The sequence below is a fragment of the Bradyrhizobium sp. PMVTL-01 genome (genome assembly GCF_051861855.1).
Taxonomy (GTDB): Bacteria; Pseudomonadota; Alphaproteobacteria; order Rhizobiales; family Xanthobacteraceae; genus Bradyrhizobium.
The window spans coordinates 2,006,025-2,028,911 of the sequence record NZ_CP193982.1 but is presented as its reverse complement, the minus strand read 5'-3'; the positions used below and the strand labels follow the sequence as shown (position 1 = coordinate 2,028,911).

The 22,887-nt window shown below is 61.7% G+C and carries 8 protein-coding genes and 2 pseudogenes; all 10 read right to left on the bottom strand.

Annotated features, from left to right (window positions below; genetic code table 11):
• Positions 1–13: 13 nt before the first annotated feature.
• Positions 14–9,934 (bottom strand): hypothetical protein, encoded by a 9,921-nt coding sequence (locus ACRQ5Q_RS09240; RefSeq protein WP_439397284.1) that lies wholly within the window; start codon positions 9,932–9,934, stop codon positions 14–16.
• Positions 9,928–12,036 (bottom strand): hypothetical protein, encoded by a 2,109-nt coding sequence (locus ACRQ5Q_RS09235; RefSeq protein WP_439397282.1) that lies wholly within the window; start codon positions 12,034–12,036, stop codon positions 9,928–9,930. The genes ACRQ5Q_RS09240 and ACRQ5Q_RS09235 overlap by 7 nt, the downstream gene beginning before the upstream one ends.
• A 196-nt stretch (positions 12,037–12,232) precedes the next feature.
• Positions 12,233–15,622, bottom strand: a complete 3,390-nt coding sequence (locus ACRQ5Q_RS09230; protein ID WP_439397280.1) for a hypothetical protein — start codon at positions 15,620–15,622, stop codon at positions 12,233–12,235.
• Between the two features lie 38 nt (positions 15,623–15,660).
• The gene (locus ACRQ5Q_RS09225) at positions 15,661–17,760 is read right to left on the bottom strand and encodes a trypsin-like serine peptidase (protein ID WP_439397278.1); all 2,100 of its coding nucleotides are present in this window, start codon (positions 17,758–17,760) and stop codon (positions 15,661–15,663) included.
• Between the two features lies 1 nt (position 17,761).
• Positions 17,762–18,922, bottom strand: a complete 1,161-nt coding sequence (locus ACRQ5Q_RS09220; protein WP_439397276.1) for a trypsin-like serine peptidase — start codon at positions 18,920–18,922, stop codon at positions 17,762–17,764.
• Positions 18,923–18,947: 25 nt separating this feature from the next.
• Complete coding sequence (locus ACRQ5Q_RS09215; RefSeq protein ID WP_439397274.1) at positions 18,948–19,223, bottom strand: carboxypeptidase-like regulatory domain-containing protein; 276 nt, start codon at positions 19,221–19,223, stop codon at positions 18,948–18,950.
• Positions 19,220–20,119 carry a trypsin-like serine peptidase gene (locus ACRQ5Q_RS09210; protein ID WP_439397272.1) on the bottom strand — a complete coding sequence of 300 codons (900 nt, stop codon included), beginning with the start codon at positions 20,117–20,119 and terminating at the stop codon, positions 19,220–19,222. The genes ACRQ5Q_RS09215 and ACRQ5Q_RS09210 overlap by 4 nt, the downstream gene beginning before the upstream one ends.
• 932 nt (positions 20,120–21,051) lie before the next feature.
• The gene (locus ACRQ5Q_RS09205) at positions 21,052–21,252 is read right to left on the bottom strand and encodes a hypothetical protein (RefSeq protein ID WP_439397270.1); all 201 of its coding nucleotides are present in this window, start codon (positions 21,250–21,252) and stop codon (positions 21,052–21,054) included.
• A gap of 132 nt (positions 21,253–21,384) precedes the next feature.
• A pseudogene (locus tag ACRQ5Q_RS09200) lies at positions 21,385–21,921 on the bottom strand (IS630 family transposase); the annotation flags it as partial.
• A 152-nt stretch (positions 21,922–22,073) separates the two neighbouring features.
• Positions 22,074–22,223: pseudogene (locus ACRQ5Q_RS09195) on the bottom strand (helix-turn-helix domain-containing protein); the annotation flags it as partial.
• Positions 22,224–22,887 lie beyond the last annotated feature (664 nt).

Genomic DNA, 22,887 nt, shown 5'->3' with positions numbered 1-22,887 from the left:
CAAATCCTTATCGTCAACCAGAAATCAACTTTGCGGGAAGGACGCAGCGCCGGATCCGGATGATCGGCCGGTTCGACGCAGTCTCGAATACACGAAGATCAAAGACATAATTGCCGCCGGCTGCGGGCCGATAAGACCGGCGCCACGCCGCTACCGATTCGACAAACGGGCCGACCCAGCCCGCCCAGTCCCCGGTCCGAAGTCCGGAGCGCGCAAGGCCCGACACGTGCAGGCCGTCTCCCTTGATATCGACCTCTTCAGCGAGAAGCGGCTCGAAGGTGAGGAGCACATCCAGTGAAAGTTCTTCCAGAATCGCATCGTGGTCGGAAGCGCTGCCACCGCGCGGCCCAAGCAGATCCGTCAGCATTGCGGCGAAGTGTTCGCCGAACGAGCGAGCTTGCGACGCCATCTCCACCTCGGCCACGGTGAGTATGGGCACCAGCGGAGCACCCGACGCAACGGTCGGAACGCGATAGACGAATTCCTTGGCGACAGGTTTCCCCCGGATTTCGGCATTACGTGTCAGATCCAGCTCCGTCTGCACGGAGCGATAGGCAACAATGTCGAGACCCACCCCATCGAGCCGTCTCAGTCGCTTCGCCAGATCCGCCTCATCGAAGATCAGCGGACCGACATCGTCGGTCTTCGGATGGGCGGCGTCGGCCGGACAATAAAGCTCAAAGCCCCCGGGCCCGGGCAGACCCGCGCGGCTCTTATCACGCTTGATGACAAGACGGCGCCGGCCGTCAGCCATGACCTCCTCTGCAACATCGTAAACATCGAGACGCTCGACCAGCGCGGCCTCGGATGCGATAATCTGTTGCGACAATGCGCTTGCGAGGTCCTGCGCGCGTGCCGCGAGGAATTTCGCAGCAGCCTCGCCGGTCGCCTCCCTGCCGAGCTGTCGCAGAACGGGCTCGACCGCCTCGGCAAAGATCGCAAACGCCCTTGCTCGCAGCGCGTCCCGGGAAAGGCCGGGTAACGCCTCCGTGGGCACGGGGCCTGTTCCCGGATTGTAGCGGAGGGTCAACCTGAGCCGATCATTTCCGCTGCCCTCGTAGCTCCAGGTTCGCGAATGCTTCCAAAGCCGCGCATCGCCGATCGTATTCGCCACCGTGTCTCTAATTGATTCAACCTCGATCGCGGGCGTCCGGGGATACCGCTTTCGCACGATCGGAATGTCCGCATCGGGCAGCTCGTAAACCCGCGGTGTCGCGAGCTTGAGCCATGCGGTCGGCCGATAACGCCCCGGATCTCCCGGCACCACGGCCTCGAGTGCGGGTCGCGGCAATCGCTGCACGTGCGTCAGCCGATACCCGGATGGCGAAGGAACGGTGTTCTTGTCGTAGTTCGGCGTCACGTCGGTTGTGACAAACAAGTGCCGTCTCCCGCTCGCCGGAGCTCCGATCTGTATCGCGGACGGCCGCATGGTGTACGGCACGACGCCGGTATCACGCGGCACGATGCTTCCGTATGCCTGCGGTCGCTTCTCCTCGTCATGCGGGACGGCAGCCTGATCCTCGTAATACGAGATCGTGTCGATTGCATCCGCAGCGGAGAGCCGTGCCAGAACCCTGTCCTTCAGAATCGCGTTTGGAACGTTTCCGATTGCCGGCTGGCCATCGAGAACGGGGCGAAGATTTGCGACAAGTGACGCGGCAATCGAGGCCTTGGCGATCAGGATCTGCTGCATGGCGTCGCGACCTCCTTGCGTGTCGGACAGTCTTTGCACGGCCGGAACATCGAGCACTTCGTCGTACAGCGTGAGCGCACGGGCAGCGGTTGCATCCGCATCGATCCGGTCGAAGCCAACCGACCGCACGGGCTTTTCGTCCCCGAACGTCGGCACGTCGGCAACGAAGCTGTGCAGGCTGGTTGAGATGGGTGGCAGTGCGAGGTCGTGGCGCACGGCGGTGGTGAAATGATTGGCCGGCGGAAGCACGTCTTGCCGCACCAGCCAGATGGCCCGCTCGACCAGCCCCGGGACGCTGCCATAGCCCGTTGCGAGCAGGAACTGCGGCGCAAAGTGTGCCATGGAAGCCTCCAGTTCTTCCAGGGTGCGCCCAAAACCGGCGGGGAACGCCACTGTGTTTGCAGGCTTGGCAGAGCCGTCATGGCGCAGCGGCAGCGGCAACGGCACAACCACGCTTTTCACATCGGAAGGCTCAGTACCATCCAGCCCATCCGGGCTGGTGCGCTCGACCAGAAGCGCCAATGCAAGCTCAGCGAACTCTCCATCCGAAACTTCGACATCAAATCCGAACACGACAGGATCGCGAGACAACAGCCGTTCGGCTTCCGTCCTGACCGTCGTCGCCGGAATTGTCCGCAAGTCTCTCACGCTCGTCATCGCACCGAACGCTGCGCCAGCAGCCTCCATGAACTTCCAGAGCTTCTCGACGTCGGCCCTCGCAAACGCGACCGACCGCTTCAGGGCACGAGTCTGCTCGCTCCCGCCATCCGTCAACGACACGCCGATGTGTTCGTCACGAAGCTGCAATGCCGCCTGGGCGTAGATGACCCTGGCGCGATCTGACATTTCAATCAGCGCCCGGTACTGGTCGTCGGTCAGGGGGCCTTCACCTTCCGGCACGATTGACGACACAGAGCGGGGATCAAGCACCATGGCTACGTTGAGCCGGCCGGCAGTGCTGCCAGGCCACCACGCAAGCAGCAGCCCGGGCAAATCGTTCAGCGGAATCAGGCGATCGGAGTATCGGATTTTGATCGGGACGCTGGCGAGCGGCGGCCCCGACCAATCGTTGCCGTAGACGTCGCGCCATTGACCGGCGAGCTGCAGCGTCTTGCCTACGGCAGCATAGGGCGACCTCGCATTCATCAGCTTGGCGAATGGCAGGGCCAGCCGGTAGGTGAGCTTCTCCGTCACGCCCTCGTCGTCGGTGTGCCCCACAGCGAGGCTCTCGGATATCGAGACCAGCTCGGCATTGTCGTCCCTGACCGAATAGGCGAACATGGAGAAGCGCGCGGCGAACTGGTCCCAAAGCTCCTCGTTGAGACCGGTCGGAACGGCGGGCCGCTCCGGCCGCGTCACGATGATGGGCAAGACGCCGGCCGGAGCGATTGGTTCGCTGAGCTCCGCCCGCGCCAATGGGTTTTCGCCGTCGATCTGGAACGTGAACGAGTGACCATCCAGATAAGCCGCAGGATCGGCCTGGTCGGCAGGAACATCGAATACGACTGCGTTCGCGTATCCCGCGCTCTCCTCGGTCAGGTACAGGATCATCATCAGCTCGATCGGCGGCGTGCTTCCATCTCCCTCCGGGCGAGGCAGGAGCTGCTGGATCGAACTGCCAGCCGTCGGCCAGCCGATACTCGTGCCGGCGCGGTTGGTGACACCCGCGCGCCGCACGATTTCGACAAAAGCCTGAAGCTCGTCGATCGAAGCCACATAGGTCTCCGAGATAGCCGTTTCCGCAGCCAGCTCTGTCGCTCCGAAAGGCCTTGCTTCGGCCGACAGGTCACTCTGCACGACCACGGCTGAACTGGCGGCACCAACCAGCGGCTCAAGCCCATCCGGCTTGACGTTGTAGAACTCGGCGCGTGCGATCCGTTGCTCGCCGCCGGCCTCCAGGTTGAGGGCATCCAGCCAAACGCGATCGCCTTCGGGCATACCGGCGATCTCGAAGCGATCGAGCACGGCAGCACCCGGGGCGGGCTTCACCAGTTGGAGTCGCAGCGTCACCGAGATGACGGCGTGCGAGCCGATTTTTGCCGCGGCTTCCGGACGCGTCCGCTCGCCGATTCTGAAAGCACGGAGGCCTGGACGACTGACAAGGCCCTCGCTACGCGTCCTCGCCTGGTGACGAATGACCTCGGCCGGGAACGGGACCAGATGGGCACGGTTGCCACCGAGAACGCGGGGGCGCCCCACGGCGAAGTCGCGCGGCACCGTTCGAAACCTGTCGGCGGCGCTGATGCGCCCGCCGAGGTCGGTAAATAGGTGCGCACTGGCCGCGAACTCGACCAAGGCATCGCTCTCGACGCCGTCGATAGCGAAGGTGAGCGCCCCGCCACGCAGGAACGAATCTCCCGTCTCAACGACGAAGGCCGGCCGCTCAGCCGGGACGGCGGGGCGCCCGAGCGGATGTTGCAGCCAGGCGAGCTGGTAGAGACCATGATGCATTCCGGGCGCAAGGTTCGGAGGCATGACGCCGGCGGGCGGCGAATCCGGGTCAGGGAGCCGCGGTCCATGCAAGAACAGGCGCGTCGCCATTGCGAGAACGCCGGAGCGAACCTCGTCCCGTTCCAGTTCGTCGAGCAGATCGCCCAGCCTGAAGGCATGAGGCGATCCATCCGCACGCGGCGCCGCGGTCCTGATCTTCTCCGCGGCGATGGCACAAAGGCGCGAGATCGAGCCGCGGATGATCAACCCGACATAGTCCTCGAACAGGACCTGCGCGATCGGGAGCCGCTGCGGCTCCGCCTCGGCGCCGAGCGACTCGGCAACTCGGGAAGGCGCAAGAGCGGCCATCTGACGCTGGAGTTCGGCGTCGATCTTTTCGCGGTAGGCATCGTTGACGACCTGCTTGTCGGCAAGGCGCGTCGTCACCGGCCATTCCGACTCGGCGAATCCGCTCCGTGTGATCGTCGCGGTGGGCGGAAGCGGGAAGAACACGCCGCCGATCTGCGCGGCACCATCGACCGCGTCCGGCGCACGCGAGATCGTCGCATCCACATTGGTCCGAAACAGCGCATCGACAAACAGGAAAGACGGTTGGCGCTTCCGGCGCTCGGATGCGTGGGCGGTTCCGTCGAAGATCGTGTCGCCCGCAGCAACCCAAAGCGAAATTCTGTCGAGCGTGTCGAACGTGATCTCGTGATCGCGCAAGGCGACACCGGGGCTCCGGTTCGTGGTGTTTGCGATCGTCCAGGCCGCCATCAAGACAGCCAGGCTCGATCCGCCGACGGGATGCCCATCGGCCGTACTATCGGGAATGACGCCGAGAAAAACGGCGTTGGCGCGAACGGACGCGTCGGCTGCCGCCGCGAGCGTCATGTCCGGCATCAGATACACGGGCATCCGCCATGGCCCAAGATCCGGTGCGCGCCGCCAGTCTGCCGGATTGATGTTTTCGGTCCAGACCGGCGCCTCTTTGAACGCCAGAAGCGGCCTGCCGGCTTCGGTCACGACAATCGACTCGGTGCCGGCACGCGGCTGAAACAGGTAGTACTGCGTGTTGCGGTCCGACCCGACGTAGACGGAATAGTCCACGGTCGTCGAGAAGCTAAAATGCAGACTGATCTCGATGGTCTTGCCGAACACCCTGAGGCGGGCGATCACGACCGAAATCCGCACGCTGACACCCGCCTCGATATAGAGGCGAATGCGGTGGTCCGTCTTCATATCAAAGCCGTAGGCAACCCATACGCGAATGGAGACTCCGGCCTTCACGATGCCGAAGTCGACATAGCCGTATATTTCGCCGAGTATGCCGACCTGTCCGCGGATCGCGACGAAGGTGGATGCCGCCTGCGTCCATTGGCGCACCTGCGGGCGAGCCGGATCGTGCCAGAGCACGCCATAGCCTCCCTCGATCTCCGCGAACACCGTGACCGACAGTCCGGCGCGGAAGATACCCTTGTTGATCTCCTTGCCGAGGCCGACACGAAACGCCATGCCGACCTCGGTGACGGGCTTGTAGGTCAGAACGCTCGCATCGACGATCAATGCGCCCGATCCGCCGCCATCGTGAAATCTGGGCTGCGGGATCAACCATGCCGCAGGACCCGATACGCGGCGGAAATAGAGCCCACCAGATCCGATGAACGGGAATACCTGTACGCCGAAGGCGCGTCCATAATCCTTGTTGAAGGGATAGCCGAGATCGACGGTGAAACCGCCGTCGGTATAGATCTCGAATGCGATCGCCGGAAGCGTGACACTGACGACGCCGAATTCCAGCTGACGCCAGGCCGGCGGCGCGACGATCTCGATCGAATAGACGCCGAGCTTTTCACTGAGCTTCCGATACAGCACATCCAACGAGAAGAGATAGTCGCTGGAGCCGGGCGAAAGCGTGACACCGAAGCGAATGCCATAGATGTCGTCGTCGCGCATCGCAAGGCCGAGCTCAACGCGATCGGCAAATACTGCGGAGAAGCCGACGGACCAGCCTCGCGACGGGTCGAAGCGGATGTAGTCCCTCTCGATCGCGGTGGATATCTTGTCCAGCGCGGCCGTCTCGTCGTTTCCGGTATCGTGATCATACGGCGCTTTCGATGTCAGGGCCGTAAAGCGATCGACGACATCCTTGGTGGTCCTGGGAGGAGGCAGGGCCGCCGGAAGCGGATCGACACGCTGCCCGAGCGCAATCGCCTTCAGATCGAACACGCCAATCTTGCCGTCGATCGGCTTGCGGGCGGCGAACCAGCCGATGCCACTCGACGCCTGTCCGCTTCCCAGCGTCTTGGGGTCCACGAACAGGAACAGGGAGATGCCTGCCTCATCCTTCGGAAACTTGTATCCGAGAATTTCGAGCTGGGCGCCGATCGCATAGAGCAGCTTGATCTGCGATGAAGCGCCGCCCCCCGGCGGCCGGAACTGCTTGTTGAGAATCTTGAACCGTTCGGCGCGCAGCTTGATCACGCCTTCGATGCCGATGTCGAGCTTGCCGTCGCTTTCCGGGAATTTGATGCCCAGCGCCCAGCACGGAGCCCATCCGCCACCCGTCCTCACACCGTCACTAAAGCCGAACAGCACCGACAGCTTGAATCCCTTCTTCGGCGCCAGCGAGCCGAGGAATCCGAGATCAAGATCGAACTCGAGACCAAAGCGAAAGCCGTCGGCCGCCGCAGAACTTCCGAGCCCAAAATAGCCGAGGTCAGGAAGTCTCAATCCCTTCCCGAACAGGTTCAGAGCTTTGAATTTCAGTGGAAAAGAGGACCAGAATCCGCGACCGGGCCGCTTGGTGGCGGAGCCGAACTGAAAGCGCAGCCGCCCCGGATTGAAAAACATTCGCAGGGCTCGCTCAATCTCGTGGCCGGGCAGGTTCGGAATCCTGAACCCCGTCGCAATGCCCATGTCGCTGAAGTCGAGCGCCTCGATATCGATGACATCAAGTTTGCCCAGCGAGCCAAATTTGACCCTGCCGTCGAGAAGGAAGCGGGAGACGACCGATCTTGCATCCGCCCCGTCGGGAATCGAAGCGTCGGTCACATAAGCAATGCGATTGACGTCGACTATACGGATGATTGCATCTTCATCGCCCTCTTCAGGCGCAACCTGCCCCTTCTTTTTGGCGGCGTATCTGAAGCTTTGCTCGGGGTCGGTCTCATAAGTGTATATTTCACGCGTGGCTCCGCCTTCGCGTATCCGCTCGTAGCGTCCGACCAAGGACAGGATGGAGTCGCTCTTTAACTGCCAGCCCGTGCTCCCTCTCTTCTCCCATATGTCGCCGAACCCATGGAACAGGCGTCCCAGGTAGAAGTCGATCTTGGCTTGAAACGCCGAAATTTCGCCGTTCGCAAAGCTGACGAGCAAGCGCCGGATCTTGAAACCGTAAGAACCATCGTGTTCGGGCTCTTCCTCATTTGCTTGGGCAGGTTCGATCGCCGAGCCGTCGTCCCGATAGTCGACCAGACCGGAAAGACGCGATTTTGTGGACCCGCCCGAACTGCCGATACCCTTGAGTTCGATTGCAACATACTCGCCGCGCAGCCGGTCGAGATCCATGCCGCCGAGCAGACCCTGGACCTGCGCGGGCAGATCGCCGAGCCCCAGATCGCAATTGATGATGAGAACGCCGGCCCAGTTGCCGTCGTTGAGAATGCTCAGCAGTAGCTGGTATTGCTTGGCCGCAGCGGAGTCGGTGGCAGCGGCTTCGGTGTTCGCACGGTTGATGAAGGCCTTAAGGATATCACGCGCATTCGCGGTCGGATCCTCTTTCCCCTCGGGTCCCAGGCGCAGAAACTGATCCCTGCCCGACCAGGATGCCGGGTCATCGGCGAGTTCGATGATACTTCTGCTTTCATATCCCTTGATGATGAAAAGCGTCTCGGGGCGTAGTTTTTGACGGTCCGCGCGCCCTTCTGCGCCCGGAATGCCGACATCGAAAGGCCAGCCCCCGATTGCCACCCGGCTCTCAAGGGAGGTGCCGCCTTGCGCCGTCACGTCGGGCATCTTGTTCGCGACCAGAAACAAGCGATTGCGGATCAATGCGTCGGCAACGGCCGGCAGCACCGGCCCCTTCCCTCCGCCCGGCGTCCGGCCGCGGACGGCAAATTGAAACTGCGCCGGCTGCCCTTTGACGGTGCCAACCGAAACGGCAAAGACGATCGCGGCGATGCGCCCGTCCGGCAGGCGCTCGACCTCGAAGCCGAGCGGCGTCGTCGATCTGCTGATGACCGGATCGGTTTCGGTCGCGGGCGAACTCTCGGTGACAGTATATCCCTTTGGGGTCGCCAGCTTGCGGCGCTCATGCGCCAGCCTTTCTATGTCGAACGCCTGAGCGGACTTGCGCTTGTCCTGCTGAACGCCGCGGGGCGGCAGGACAGGCACAAAACCCGCCGGAATATTCGCGGCGTCCTGCCTCCCGACCGTCAGCTCGAGCGGCGCATGCTCGAGCACACCGCCATCCATCTTCAGGTTGCGGCCACTGGGTGGCTCGGCGATCATTCGCATGGTGCCGGGATCGCCGCGGTGCACGCTCATCCACGACGTAACGCCGAGGCTGTCACCTTGCGCCGAGAGCGCGGGCGTGTTCGCAGCTGCAGTGCTCTCGACGGCTTCGGCAAACCTCTCCGGCGGGCGCTTGTCAATCGCGGGACCGAGGTCGAACGTGACGAATATATCTCCGGCCGCTTCAGTTCCGGAAGCTGAAGGCCCCAAAGTCTCGCTGGGCGCAAAACCAGGCAGCAGCCCGAGCAGCGCAAGGTCGAGCGCCGCACCGGCTTCGGTGCCTCCCGCAGGTGCCTTCACATTGGCCTTGAAGGTCCCGCGCAGCGACATCGTGTCGTCGTAGTCACCGGCACCTCCTTCAAGTTTCAGCGGGTGGCGCGTGAATACAAAAACCGGTCCCCGCTGCAGCGCCGGGGTCGGATGCGGCACGACTTCAACGTCGTGCCCGGGCGCTGTCGGGATCGCCAGGACGAGCGCTTCGGTGTCGGAGCGAGGCAATGGTTGGAGAAACGACCGGAGCTGGTCCAGCGGTGCAAACGGATCAAGCGAAAGCACGCATCGACCGCTTCTCGTGCCGGCCTCGCCGCCGTGCAGCACGGCAGCCTCTTCCGTAAAGGTCGCGGGCGATCCATCGCTCCCCTTGAGGTAAGTAAAGCGGTTGACGAGCCCCGCGCCGACGATCTCGTCGATCGACGTCGGCGTCTGGACATCGCTACTTGAGCTGAGGTGACCCTCGCCACGGAAACATCCGATCGCTGAAGCGTCCGTGAGATCAAGCTCCAATTGCATGATGGCGAAGGGCGAGCGGCTTGTGTCCAGTGCGCGCCGTCGACCGAAAACATGTCCGGATCCCTGGGGCGTGAATACCAGACCGGTCGGGCCGGCCGAAAGCATCGATCGGTCGAGGTCAAGGACGTATTCCAGCAATCCTGTTGCCGTATCCTCGAGCTGGACCTGGTTAGCGCCGAGCGGAAAGGACCCGCTGCGGCCGCCTTTTAATACGAACAGCGGCACACCGCCGCCGGCGCGACCGAAAGCAATTCGCTCCGCTGTCTGGGCGAGCCCGATTGTTGCCTGCTCGGCCGCCCGATGATCGAGCCATGCAACGATCTCCGAAAGTCCGGCAAAGGGTTGCGGTGACGGTAGCACCCAAAAGATGCCGTTGCGAACGACGCTGTCGTCCAAGGTCAACGACGGCGCCGACGCGACATCGTTGATAGGGCGAAACAGGATTCTGGGGTTTACAGCATCGTTGGCAAAAATGGACGAAGTTCCACAACGGGAAAATGTCACCATGAAATGCGACTCCCTTCGGTCAACGGCAATCCGAGTAAACGACAATCCTTACGGTCAATAATCAGGGGGGGTGGAAGGCCACCGAGTTCAATCGTCACCGCCTTGCCGAGCCGTGCACCGGGCGGCCATTGATCGGTGGCGTCTTTGATCGGTTCGAAGCAACCTCTTTGAATATCCGCCGGGAGGACATGTGCAAGGCGTGCTCCCAGCGGCACCTGACGATCCTGCCCGCCAATCTCGATCTTGACGTTCGGCGAATAGGTCAGGCCACCGAGGGCGACCGCACATGCAACCTGATATTCCGGCTTGCAAAGGACCGTTCGATCGAATGCGGTCGTATAAGCGTCGGCCGTGAACTTGTCCAACGCGGCCAGATCCGGCGCCGCCACGATCAACGTGGCCGGATTTTGAGCGAGCGAGTCAGGCGCCTTGCTGAAATAAATGGCCGGGTTCGGAATAGTCGCAATGGTCTGGAACTGCCGCAAGTTTCTCGGGAGAAAAACCCGCACAACCCCTTGCTGGAGCAAATCCTCAAAGACGACATGGGACGCGAGGGCCCCGAGTTTAAGGGTGGTACCGGCCTCCACTGCAGCCCCGGCGGCGCTCTCGGCCTTGGCATTCTCGGCATTGGCGTTCTCCGCCTTGGCGCTCTCGGCCTCGGCGCTTTCCGCCCCGAGGCTGCTCGGCCGGTTAAGCCTGCCCGACAACATGTACGCCAAAAACAGGTCAGAGGCGGCGCGCCCGCGCGGCGCGGCGACCTTTCGCGGCCCAGGAACCAATGCGTAGGGATTAATCGGATCGGCCTGGGTAGCAAGATCCAGTGGGCCGCCGGGCTGCATCGTGCGCGACACCGGATCCACGCTGGTCGACTTGAAACGAAGCAACATCCCCGGGTGCAGATCGAAGAAATGGAAATTTCGATCCGCCCGATGCGTGTGCAGCATCATCCCGTCGATCGTCTTCGGCAGGCGCGAAACCACTTCAGATACGATCTCCCCGTTCAGGAGCTTTTGAGTCTCGTCAACGAGTTTCGAAGCCGTTCGTCCTGCAGCGATGGTTGCGTAGCAATCGACGATCCGTTCCCAGGGCTTCCTGGCCGGATTCTCCACGGCGGGATTTCCGACCGTAGACGTAAGTTTTTGAGGTAGCGTCGCCAGATGCAGGGCGACGGCCCAGTATCCGGGGATCAGGTATGGCGTGCTCTTGGCCTTGGCGAGCCGAAGGACGATGCGCACCCCGTCGGTCGTGCGCGATCCGTTGAGGCGGCGAACCGGGACGACCTCGACCGAGCCGGACAAGTTCGGCTCGAACTGGTGAAGCGGGTATTTCGCCGAATCGACGCTGCCGCCAGGTCGAGCGAGCTCGACCCAAGGTGTCGATGGATACTCGAATTCGTCCGGCGGGCGGTTTGCGGGAGCCGACGGCGCAGGCGCCGCGATCGGTGTCCGGCACGCCTTGCTGATCGCGTCAATCTTCAGGTCGCCCTCAGCGAGCGTGACGCGAAACGGAGCATACGGCATGCTTCCTTCCGGAAACAGTCGAAGCGCCATATCGTCGGCCTCGGCCGACGGAGCCGACGCGTGCGTCAGCGCCGCGGAAAGAATCTCGATCTCGACGCGACGATGCGACGGTTGCGGCGCCGGCTCGCCTGCAGCCTCGGTGGCCGGCCTGGCAGGATCCGCACAAGCGCCGCCTGCTCCTGAATTCGCCTTGGCCTGCCCGCGTCCTTCGATCTCGAGCGCGAGCGGCACGCCCGGCGCGCTTTCTCGCAACAGCGCGGCGACGGTCTGCGCACGCTGGAACGAAAGCTTCAGGTTGGAATCGTCCCCGCCCTCGCTGTCGGCGAAACCCGAAACGCGGACGAGCAGGCGCGACTTGGACGGCCTGCCACTGTCACGATACGCCGCGAGGAGCAGGGCCCCCAGCTCCTTGATCTCGCGGCTGATGGCAGCCGGCCGCTTCTTGTCGGACGACCAGGCATGGCCGCTCAATCTGCTCGCACCGCGGGGAAAGCAGATCAGAGGCTCGCGAATGACGATAGAGCCGCCGGTTTCGACAGGACCGCCATTGATGAGCGCCAATTTCTGATACAGCGCATTCACGCAGGTACCTTGTGCACCGCAGTTGTCTTCACGGACTGCGGCGGACGTTGCAGGAGTGGCGGTCGTAAGACAAAGGAGCGTCAACAGAGCGGCGCATGGCAGGTATGACGCCCGCCGACTCGTTCGGTTGTACCTCATCCCCCACCCCCTTAGAAAGATTGCCCGTCAGCAAATGATTTTCAATGAATATAAATTCTCAAGCAGTCGGTGACAGCGTAGACGTCAGCCAACGTCTCCATCCCTGAAATGCGGCAGCTATCGCAATGAAATCCTGCGCCCCATCGCTGTGGTGGTCGACGATCTCCGCATATGCAGATAAGGCTTCGACGAAACTGCCGGCCTCGTTGGCTAGCGAAAGAATGGCATAGCCATCGAGTGGCCGCCGACTGCGGGCCTGGCGGCCGCCGTTCGCGAGGTATTTGTCGACCGAAGACCACCATCCAAGCTTGCTCGGAATCTCTCCTGGAAACGCCCTGGTCAGGGCGTGTCCAGCCGGCTCTATCCAATCGGGATGTGTTCCGGCGAGCGTGTTTAGGACACATCGAGCTGCGGCCTCCGAGCCTGATGCGGCCATCTGCGCGATCAACGCCGCGAATTCGCGCGTGAACTTTGGGTCGGCGATCACCGCGTTGCCCGGAATCGCGGACGAGCCTTCCAGCAAGGTTCTCATGCTGGAGACAAGCTCCGGAAAATTGGGCTGCAATTGGGAAGCGATGGCTTCAAATGACTTTCCGAACTCCTGCAACATCCGCGCCCCGATCGTGGAGAAAAGGGCGTTGAAATCGAGCTTTCGCAAAATCGGCCGCGCCGTATCCGTTTCGTGGAAAGCGAGCACGCGCAATGCGCCGCTCGTGGCCGCGGCAGCCGGCACCTTTTGTCCACTCCTGCACATCGCTCCGACTGCATCGAGGATGCGAGCTTTTCGCTCCAGAACGACCGAGCCGGCAACGAAGTCATCCGCATGCACGATGCACACTGCATAGTCCCAGGCTGTATCGCCCAATCCGTTCAGGAACGGTTCGAGCTTCCAGTCGGCCATGCCGGACTGCAGGAGGACGGGAATGGCCTGCGGGTCGCGTGACCCAAGACGCAAGCAGAAGCGCAACGGCCCGCCGGCGGCTTCATCGGCCATGCGCGCGGCATCGAAGTCGCCATCGCCAAGCGCAGCGAACGCAGGTGCCAGCGGTCCGGAGGTCCTGCCTCGATTGAGCCACTCCCGCAACTCTTCCCAGTTCCCCGAACGATACCGGGTTTCGCAGACCATCCCGACGAGCGCAGGATTGTGCGCGCCCCTCTGCAGATCGTCCAGCAGGGACGAAAGCCCGGCGACCCCTCCCCGTTGCAGAAGACGCCTGCCGAAAGCCACCAGCAACGAGGACGCCACCTTGGGCGGCAACGTTCTGAGCGCCTGCGCAGAGACCGCCCGTCCGAGCCTGACCTTTAGGTAGACTTGCGCTGCCCGCGTCAAGTCGTCGACGGCATTGGCCAGGAGCGCACCCACCTCCGGCCTCCAATAGGAATCAGCCTCTTCGATTCTCTCATCGCCGCTCAACAGCAGATGGTAGATCGCCTCCGCGCGCATGTCAGTGCTGCTGTTAGCCCGGGCGCGGAAGAAATTGATGGCCAGCAGATTGGCGTCGTCGAAGCGTAGGCGTTCTGGTCGATCCCGCCCATCTTGCCGATCCTGCCGGCGCATCAGGTCGAGCATGGCAAGTCTTACATCGCTTCGGTGCCGCAGGCACTCGCCGCTGCGGGTCACAAGCCAGCGCTCGGCTTCGAGCCTCCGCAACAGCTCCATCGCTTCGTCCGTAGACAGCGCATCGGCGCTTCCGACGAGACCGCTGGCCGGAGCCATCACCTCGCGGATGACATCGGCGGTGACGGCGCGCACGACCAGCCCGGGCACCGCGAGCTGCCGTACCTGAGGGTCGTTGATGTGATTGACCATCCGGTTGATCAGGATGCCCGTAATGCGCCTGCTCGTCACCAGGTCCGCGGGGGCATCACGATCCTCGTCTCCGGTCGATTCCCCCGCGTCCCCTGACTCGCGGTCGGATGCCTCTACTTCCCAAATGATCTCTTCCAGGAGAGACGCACGCTCCGCTTCGTCCCTGCTCTTGATCCAGTTCATGACGATCGAGACATCGAGAGGGCTGCCCCGCAGCAGCTTCGCCAGAGCCGTGATCTGCGAACTCGCGATTCCGATGGCATCGCTTTGGTTGCGCCGGCGGATGAGTTCGACGGTGGCCGCGAGGGGAAGCGGCCCCAGCTTGATGGGCGTGTGACTGGTGGTGATCTCCGGCGCGCCGGCGCGGCCTGCAACGACCACCCGCAAATTCTCCCAGCTCCCCCCGGATCTCGCACCCGTCGGCGGCGTCGGTGCGCGCAGCGTTGCGATCAGATCTGAGATACCTTTCACCGCCTGCTGGTCGTACTGAACCACTTCGAATGTGTCGAAGACGAGCAGTACCGGCGCCCGACCCTGGTTGATCGATTCGATGATCGACCTCAGCTCGAAGCAATATGCATTGAGCTGCGATCGCGTCGTGTCTTCGAGCAGCCGCTGCGACGGATTGTTGGCAAGCAGATCGATTGCACCGCGCAAATCGGCTCGGAATTTGGCCAGCGGCGCTTCCAGCCCGGCAAACCACGTGGAGAATTGGAGGGCAATGTCGATGAGGATCTGCAGCGGCTGGCGCGGTGCCAGCGCGGCGCGATCGAAATCGAGATAGGCGAAGGGCAGATCGATGCCCGGAAACAAGGCGTGGTCGAGAATGAATTTTCCGATCAGGCTCGACTTGCCCATGCCGCCGATGCCGCTGATGATCAGCGGCTCGTTGGTTGCGTCGCTGAAGGTTATTCTCTGCCACAAGCTCCGAATGGCTCGACTTGCATATTGCCTGAGCTCTTCGGGCGGCACGATTCCAACATATGCGCGCAGTGTCTCGATCTGTTTTTCACGGCCCACGATACGGTCTCTGCTGCCGTCCGCGCCATCCTGCTCCGACCGCCCAACCAGGACCCTCATGGGCTCCAACAATTCGCGTTTGGCGATTTGCCTGCGGACTTCCGCCGTTGGCGGCACCGCCGCGAAGTCGGTCCCGGCGAGCCAGCCGGACACCACCATCAACTGATCGAGCTCCGAGGCCGTGGCGGCGTCTAGCTCGGGCAAATCACCCTTTATGACCCGGCGGAGCATGGCGCCCTCTAGATCGTCGCTGTCCGCAGGTATGTCGATCGCGGACTTCAGCGTGTTAGACGCGTTGGCATCCAGCAGCACCTGCCGACGGACGCTAGGCTTGAGTTGCCACATGTGCGTCCCGCTCCGCGGCACCAGTTCGGATTGCGCGAGCAACGCACGAAGATCCGGACTTTCGTCCTTGTCGGGCGAGAAGCCGATACTGTTGGGAAGGAAGTAGCCGCGGGTGGCGGCGGCCAGCAGCTGCTGTGACGCGAGGTCACCAGGGTAAGCCATCTCGGTCTTGCCCGACACGGAATTCGCGGCGTCCCGCACCACGCTCAAATCGCTGTCGAGCTTTGCCGTATCGATACCGGCTGCTCGCAACCGCGCGACGATGTCATCCATTGAAGACGTGCTATCCGGAGCCGCCATGCCATTCACCTCTATTGCATGACCTTGATTGCCTTTAGCGCTGGGACCACACTGCCAGCCAACGTCTTCAGCCGGAGCCCAGGATCGGCCAAATCCGGCAACGTGGCCGTCGAATATTCGTAGAGCGCTGCAACCGTATCATCGTTGTAGCGGCCGTCCGCGCCAGCGGCAGAAACTGCTGCCCGAATGCAGCTCTTCCAGGCTTCGATGCCAATCGTGTCGTAAGCGACGACATCGTGTTTGTACTGACTTGTATACTCGCGCACAAAATCGGGAATATGACCGATCAGCAGCCAACGCATCGATTTCAAGCCCGGTCCCAACACCTGCTGCGTGTCCGTGACACCGATCATCCCCGCGATGAGTTCCTTCAGTCCTCCGTCAGGCGGCGACTTGTGGATGTCATCGATGACGATCCAAACGAGTTCGCGCAATACCAGTTCCTGACCTGCCGCCGGCCCCGCCGTTCTGTCGATCACGGCTTCGGTCACGGTAAGTCCAGCGTTTTTGGCGCGATCCTCCAACAGCCGACCGAACCAGGCCGGCAGATCGTTTGCCCACCAGCGGGTACGTTGCCGCTCGTCCGTAGGTTTTTCCGGCATACCCTTCATTTCGCCGAGATCGATGCGGCGGCCGAGTTCCAGGAGAAAATCCTCCGGCCTGTCGGATTTGAATTCCTTCATTTCCTCGGCGGAGAATTCGACCACGATCGCGGGCCGACGTCGTGCAATGGCGCGCAGGATGCGCGTGGAAAAGCTCTTGCCGGACTTTCCAGGCACACCAGATGAGTTTTGCTCGCTGACGACCAGAACCCGCTGCACCGCATGCGAATCGAACATCGCGAAAGCGGCTTCCTTGAAATCCACCCTTCCCAGCACAGGCTCGGGCTTCTGACGATCATCGGACAACGACCACAGCCCGTCGTTGGTCCCGAAAACGGCGGATGATTCCAGCAGAAGGCCTGGTTTCTCCACCGAAAGCCGGGCGATCACCTGATTTATCAACACACCCTGATTGCAGAGACTGGTGGGCCTGTTCGGATAGGCTGACGGGTGTCCTGCATTGTGAAACCCGACGATATCCGGCGTTGCGTCGAAGCAGGGTGATCCGGAGGAGCCTCCGTTCGTGTTGGTCGAATAAAACAATCGGGTCGAGGGGTCGGGATCGCTGTCGACAAAGTCCCCCTTATCGAACATCTGGGGACCGGCGGAGGGATGCTGCAGAAGCGCGATTGCACTGCCAGGACGCGGCGGGCGCACCGGGGCGCTCAAACGCTGCCATCCGCGAAGCTTGCCTCCGCCTCCGCCAATGGATTCGGCACCGATCCGCTCGGCCAGACGAATGATTGCGCAGTCGAGGCGCTGGTCAATCGGCGGCGGGCCGAAGAGGTGCGTCCGTCCGTCATCCGGATGCTTCATGCTCGACCATTCGAGCCAACGGCTGGCTGGCGGATTTTCCCGCGGAGCCACGAGCCTGACCACGCGCAGACCACTTGGCGGTGCTGCGACGGCGAAGGGGCCGACGGGCGCCCAGTAGTCGAACACGAAAGCTAGGCTCTGCTCCGCTCCCGCCAGCACAACATCCCCGGCCGGGCCGGGGACCAGGAAGCGCTCGACGACGTGACGCGCCGTCAGAACGAGATCTGCCCCGACGAGGAAACCGGTCCCCTTGAAACCCGGCTCGAACGGATCGTCGATCCAGATCGCACACACACGGTAGCGGGCGGCCTCCATTCCTTCAAAGAACGTCTTCGAAACCAGGAAGGGCTGAACCTTGTTGTTCAGGCTCTGGAGGTTAGCCTGGTCGGCCACTCCGTCCGCATTCACGGCAATCTGGTCCGAGAGGATTCCGCGAAGCACGGCATTGGTCTGACTGCGACTGATGAGCTCGACACAAAATCGTTCGAGCCACCCCTGGCTGGCCAAGTGCGGTACCAGCGCCTCCGTCAAGACGACCTTGTTGCCCGGATCCTGTGGCGCAAGACGCTCGATATAGTTCTTGCGATCGCTCGGCTGTGTGTCGGGCGGCAGGATCGCGTCGACCGCCGCCGTTATCACCGCCCACGAGGCATAAAGATTCAAGACTTTCGGTAAAATCGCCTGCGTCGGCATTTTAGATACCCCACTCCCCCGTCTGGCTTCGGACGATCGCAGGGTGATCGGCTATTGCCGACAGGAGCACGGCTTCGTTGCGCGCTCCGGGGCGGCCAAAATAATGCAGTCCCACAACCTTCGACGACGCGAAATCCACCAGCGGACTGCCGGAGGACCCATTGGTCGTCGAACAGTCGTGGGCCAGTACATCCGTGCCGAGAAGCTCCAGCACGCAACCCGGAGAAAAGCGCTTGGTGCCGTCGAGCTCACCGAAAACCTTGAATACGTTCTGATCGTCCGTGAGGTCCTTGATCGGGTGCCCTGCGACGAAAACGTTCCGTTTCGCCCATCCGTTGGACTGCGCCTTCAGATCCATCACGATCGGTGACGGCATGCCGCCTGCCGCGTCCGCCGTCGGCGGCTTCAGCCGGAAAATCGCGAGATCCGGTTTGTCAGCGCCCTCGACATAAAGCACCTCGTCGATGGCGAACCGCGAATGCTTCGAGCCTCCCTTCTCGAAGCGGAAATCTACGACGCCTGGCCGATCGGTCCGCAACCGCCATCCCTGGCGCGCGTCGGTGGCCGCCAGCGCAGCGTTCTGTCGGGCCACCGCACCGGCGACATGCGCATTGGTCACCAGCGTGTTCCTGCCAATCAACCAGCCGGTCGCAACAGGAACGAACGGCTCCGCGCTGCCGACCATGATGCAGCCAACCCGCGCGCAGATGTCCAGGATCGCGTTCTGTGCCGTATTGATATACGCAACCCAGAAGTCGTCCTTCGCAGTCGCCGCCCTGGTGTCGGGCGCATCGCCCTCGACGAACCAGGCTGGCCGCCCAATGACTTGGATCACGGCCTCCAGATTCGCCAATTGCCCTGTGTTGAGATCGTGATGGCTGACGTAACCGCCGGCGAGCGAGGCGGCAAGGTCGAGTCCTTCCCGTGCGGTCTTGTTGGCAACCGCCCGAGCGAGCTCCGTCGCGCCGGGAGACGCCGCTTTGAGATTCCATTCGATCCGCCGCTCAACCTCCTGCAACGACGGTGACTTCGGCGCTACCGACTCCAATTCGCCGACTTCTCGCGGCGCCGCCGCTGGTCCGAGCCCCAGCTTCTTGATGTCTTTGATGACTCGTTCGGCGCGTTCCTCAGCGGACTCCGGGAAGCGGGCTCGACTTATCATGGCGTCTCTCCGCAGGGGACCGTCATCAGGGCAGATCGATTGTTACGTAATAGGTCTTGTCCGGCTCCGCTCCGACATTGATGTCTACGGAGCGGCTCTCGCCAGAGGCGGTGAAGATGCGCAGCCGAACCTTTCCGGTTGGAAGCCCGATCTGGGCATGCCCGTCCGCATCCGTTTGATACATCAGTTCCGGCACTGGACCGCTTGCCTGCTCGACGGCGATCCGGGCACCGGCAAGCGGCTGCCCATCGCGGAGGGTCACATGAATGAAGCACCGGCTGCGCGGCACGGAAGCTGTCAAGCCGAGGCGGCCTGCAACCACTCCTTCACCGTCAACACGATCTCCGGCGAAAGTCGCGGTCCGGAATTCGCCGTCACGCCGAGACTGGGCGCCGTGCCACCTATTCCATAAGCGTGCACCGCAACGGCAACAGCTTCGCTGGTCGCCGACGCCTGGACCCAGACAGGCGAGCCACTCTGGCCTCCGTACGTATCGACGTCGTAATAGATGCGGTGTGCGGACGTCCGAAGCACCCTGTTCTGGTGGAAGTACTGGTTTCGCCCGTTGTCGAGATCACCCGGATAGCCCGAAATGTTGACGAGAGCGTTTTCGAGCTCGGCATCCGTCTGCGACGCGATCTTGAAATAGCCGACCTCCTCGCCCAGCGGCTCCGCCAGCTGAATGCAACCGATGTCATGATCGGGATCGGCCGAGTTGATCCATTGCTGAAGCGCAAAGAACTTCGTGGCGGTCACGGTCCTGAAGGGAGATACGCCTGCGTCCTGCGCAGGCGAGACCTCGATCGAACCGATCCAGCCGTTGAAATCCGACGGGCTGTAAACGCAGTGTCCTGCGGTCAGCAGGGTCTTAGGGCCGATAAACCACCCCGTCCCGATGTACGAAGATGTCTGTGGCGGCCGAGGCTTCAATTTGAGGCCGGCAATCTTGCGCCACGGCGGGGCCTTTGTATTGGTAATTCTGACGCGGTCGTCGGTGCCCAGCACTGTTTCGTTGCCGACCCGCACGCCCTTCGGTTTAATCTTGATATCCGATTTTCCGAAGACAAGCAGATCCTGCTGCGATTCGCCCCTGGACTCGGCGCTGCCATCACTGCCGGCAGTTTCGATGACGGGCGCAATGGGTTGATTTTCGGTCGGCGGCAAGGCCGCTGACGACGACCAGGGCAACGCCTTCATGACAAATCCTCCGCAAAAATAAATCAAAGAGATTCACGGCCTACATCCTAGTTGCGTCAGAATTTTCTGCAACCAAAATCGGATCTTAGTTCCCGTCTCGGCATCGACGACGGGATTTTTTAAGGTCAGGAGCTATTCCATATTCAACGATGAGCTTGTGGTCTGTCTTCTGTTGAAAAACTGCGGCAAAGTCCGTTGAGCACGGATGCGGCTGAAGTGACGACATTCAGTTCAGCTGCATTACTCTGCCGAGAGCATCCTCGCCAGCAACACCTGTGCATGGTTCGCTCCAGAAGTAGCCGTTTCATGCTGCGAGCGCAGACCAGATTGTCCCATCAGTCTTTCGAGTGATTTTCTTGAATGGTCTCACCCTGGCAAGCGCAGCCGTTTCGATCTTGGTCCGCAACATGTGGCTCGTCGGCGGGCATAGGCAGAAACTTCACCTCGAGATTCCTGATAGCGTTCCCCCTCCGACTTTCTCGCAACACACTGTAATGACGAACCACTGGTGCAGGTTCGCTCGGACACATACAACCGAACGGATCCGATTAGGAAGGTAAATCCCCTCAGCGTTCCGAGCTGCGTGGAAATTTGATTGGTAAGAATGTTGTTCAGTACAGAGAGCGCTCGCGAAGTTTGCGCCGCGCGGCAATGGTTCCCATCGCCGATCGCTCGGCAAAGCCGAACGTCAGCTTGTACGTATTCACTTCCGACAATCCAAGAAGGCTGTCCGGCCTTATGCGTCAAAGTTCAAGTGGGGCCGACGGCATTCAGATTCTTGGTGATGACAAAGTTGCCGCCGAACGCCCCGCTCGAGCCCGAGAGTTTGGTATTGAGGTTAAGCCCTTCGCTCGTGAACGCCATTTCGGCGGATCTGACGAGGCTGATCTCTCCAGCTAGATTCGTGTCTACGTTGGGACAGCGGAAGGAGTTTACTTCTCTGCCCAGTTTGCGGCTTGCTCCTGCGCCAAAATCATCTCCGTAACCGAGCCGACTGACAGTTGATCGTGATCGAGGTCGCTGTCGTTTGAGAGTACGCCAATGGCCGCCGACGCTGTAACAACCCTGCCTTTTGCTACGCCATTGCTGTCGGAAATTGCGACTGGATCGTGGTTGGTTGGCGTGAACAACACCCATTGATCTTGGAGGTCTCGGTTGTGAGATTGCCGGCCTCATCAAGGGCGCTAGCAGTGATCGTGCGGGTGCCTATACCAAAGGTGTCGCCCAAATGAACGGCCGCGCTACCTTCCTTGAAGACGACTGTATCGGCGCCATCTACTACGCATGAGGTGTTTGAGTTTGGCGAAGACCTGCTCGATCGGGTTGAGGTCAGGGCTGTAGGGCGGCAAGAAGATAAGGTGGGCTCCTCTGGCGCGGATAGCTTGGCGAGCCGCTTTGCCCTTGTGGCTGCCAAGATTGTCGAGAACGACGATCTCGCCCGGTGCGAGGGTGGGTGCCAACACCTTCTCGACGTACAGCGTGAAGAGTTCACCATTGATGGGACCATCAATCACCCAAGGCGCACTGATCCGATCATGACGCAGGGCCGCGATGAAGGTCATCGTCTTCCAATGGCCGAAAGGTGCAGATGCTTGGAGGCGCTGCCCACAAGGCCCCCAGCCGCGTAGCGGCGCCATATTGGTCTTGATCCACGTCTCGTCGATGAAAACCAGCCGCGTGACGTCAATCCTGCCTTGATGCGCTTTCCATCGGGTCCGCTTACGGACGACGTCTGGGCGATCCTGCTCGGCTGGTAGAAGCGTTTTTTTGAAGCTGAGCCCCTCGCGTGAACAAAAGTCCACACCGCCCGCACATCTGTCTTGATCCCCCGTGCAGCCAGCTCCTGCGTCAGCTTGCGCAAGGTGAATGGCCCCGAGCGAATGCGTTTGCGCAGCCAGTCGGCGTTGGCATCCGACAGAACCCGCTTCTTGTGGCCGCCGATCTGGCCGGGCGCCAGGCCCCCGGTATCACGCCTTAGGTTCTTCCACTTCGTCACGCACGAGGGGCTGATCTGTAGCGCCTCTGCGATCGAACGAACCGTCTCGCCCGCGTCAGCGCGAGCCAAGGCGCGTTCACGGATGTCTTCCGAATAGGGGCGCGTCATCCATGCTGGCCTCCGCACTCCAGCATGGGGCTTGAATCAGAAATCGCCCGCTCTGGGAACCCCGATTCCAGTCAAAAACATCATGCTCTAGTGCGACTGTGGTGGGGAGAAGAAGTAGTGATAAATTGCTATTCCGCCAGCCATGATCTGGGCGATAATCCCAATGGCCCATAAAACGACGATGAGGATTTCTGCAGGCCGATCAATGAACTTTGCTAAGAGCGCGGCCAAGGCGACGAGGCCGGTGCCAGCTACCGCTAACCACGCCACGTACGACAAATTCTGTGATGGCTCAGGCGTTGTTCCCGGGGTAGACATGTTCTAGCAGCAACCAACCGCAATCGCTCCCATTATTCCTGCGATCAAACCCACCAACGAGGGGAATCCCTGGGGCATTCCGGGGTAGTGCGCAACCATAACGTCTGTAACTGCTAATCCCGCGAACAACCCTAAAAGGGCCTGACTGCATACGCCAAAAACGCATTTGGCATGCGATGCGGGAGGAGACTGCGGAGGATTTCGGACCATCGTCGCACCGAATCGTGCCTAATTTGGACGATACATACCACATCTCGCGCCTTGGCAAAACGAGCTTTGCGCCGATCAGTTGACAACGCGACCAACAATGCCGATTACCGACAAAAAGAAGCGCGCTAACTACAGG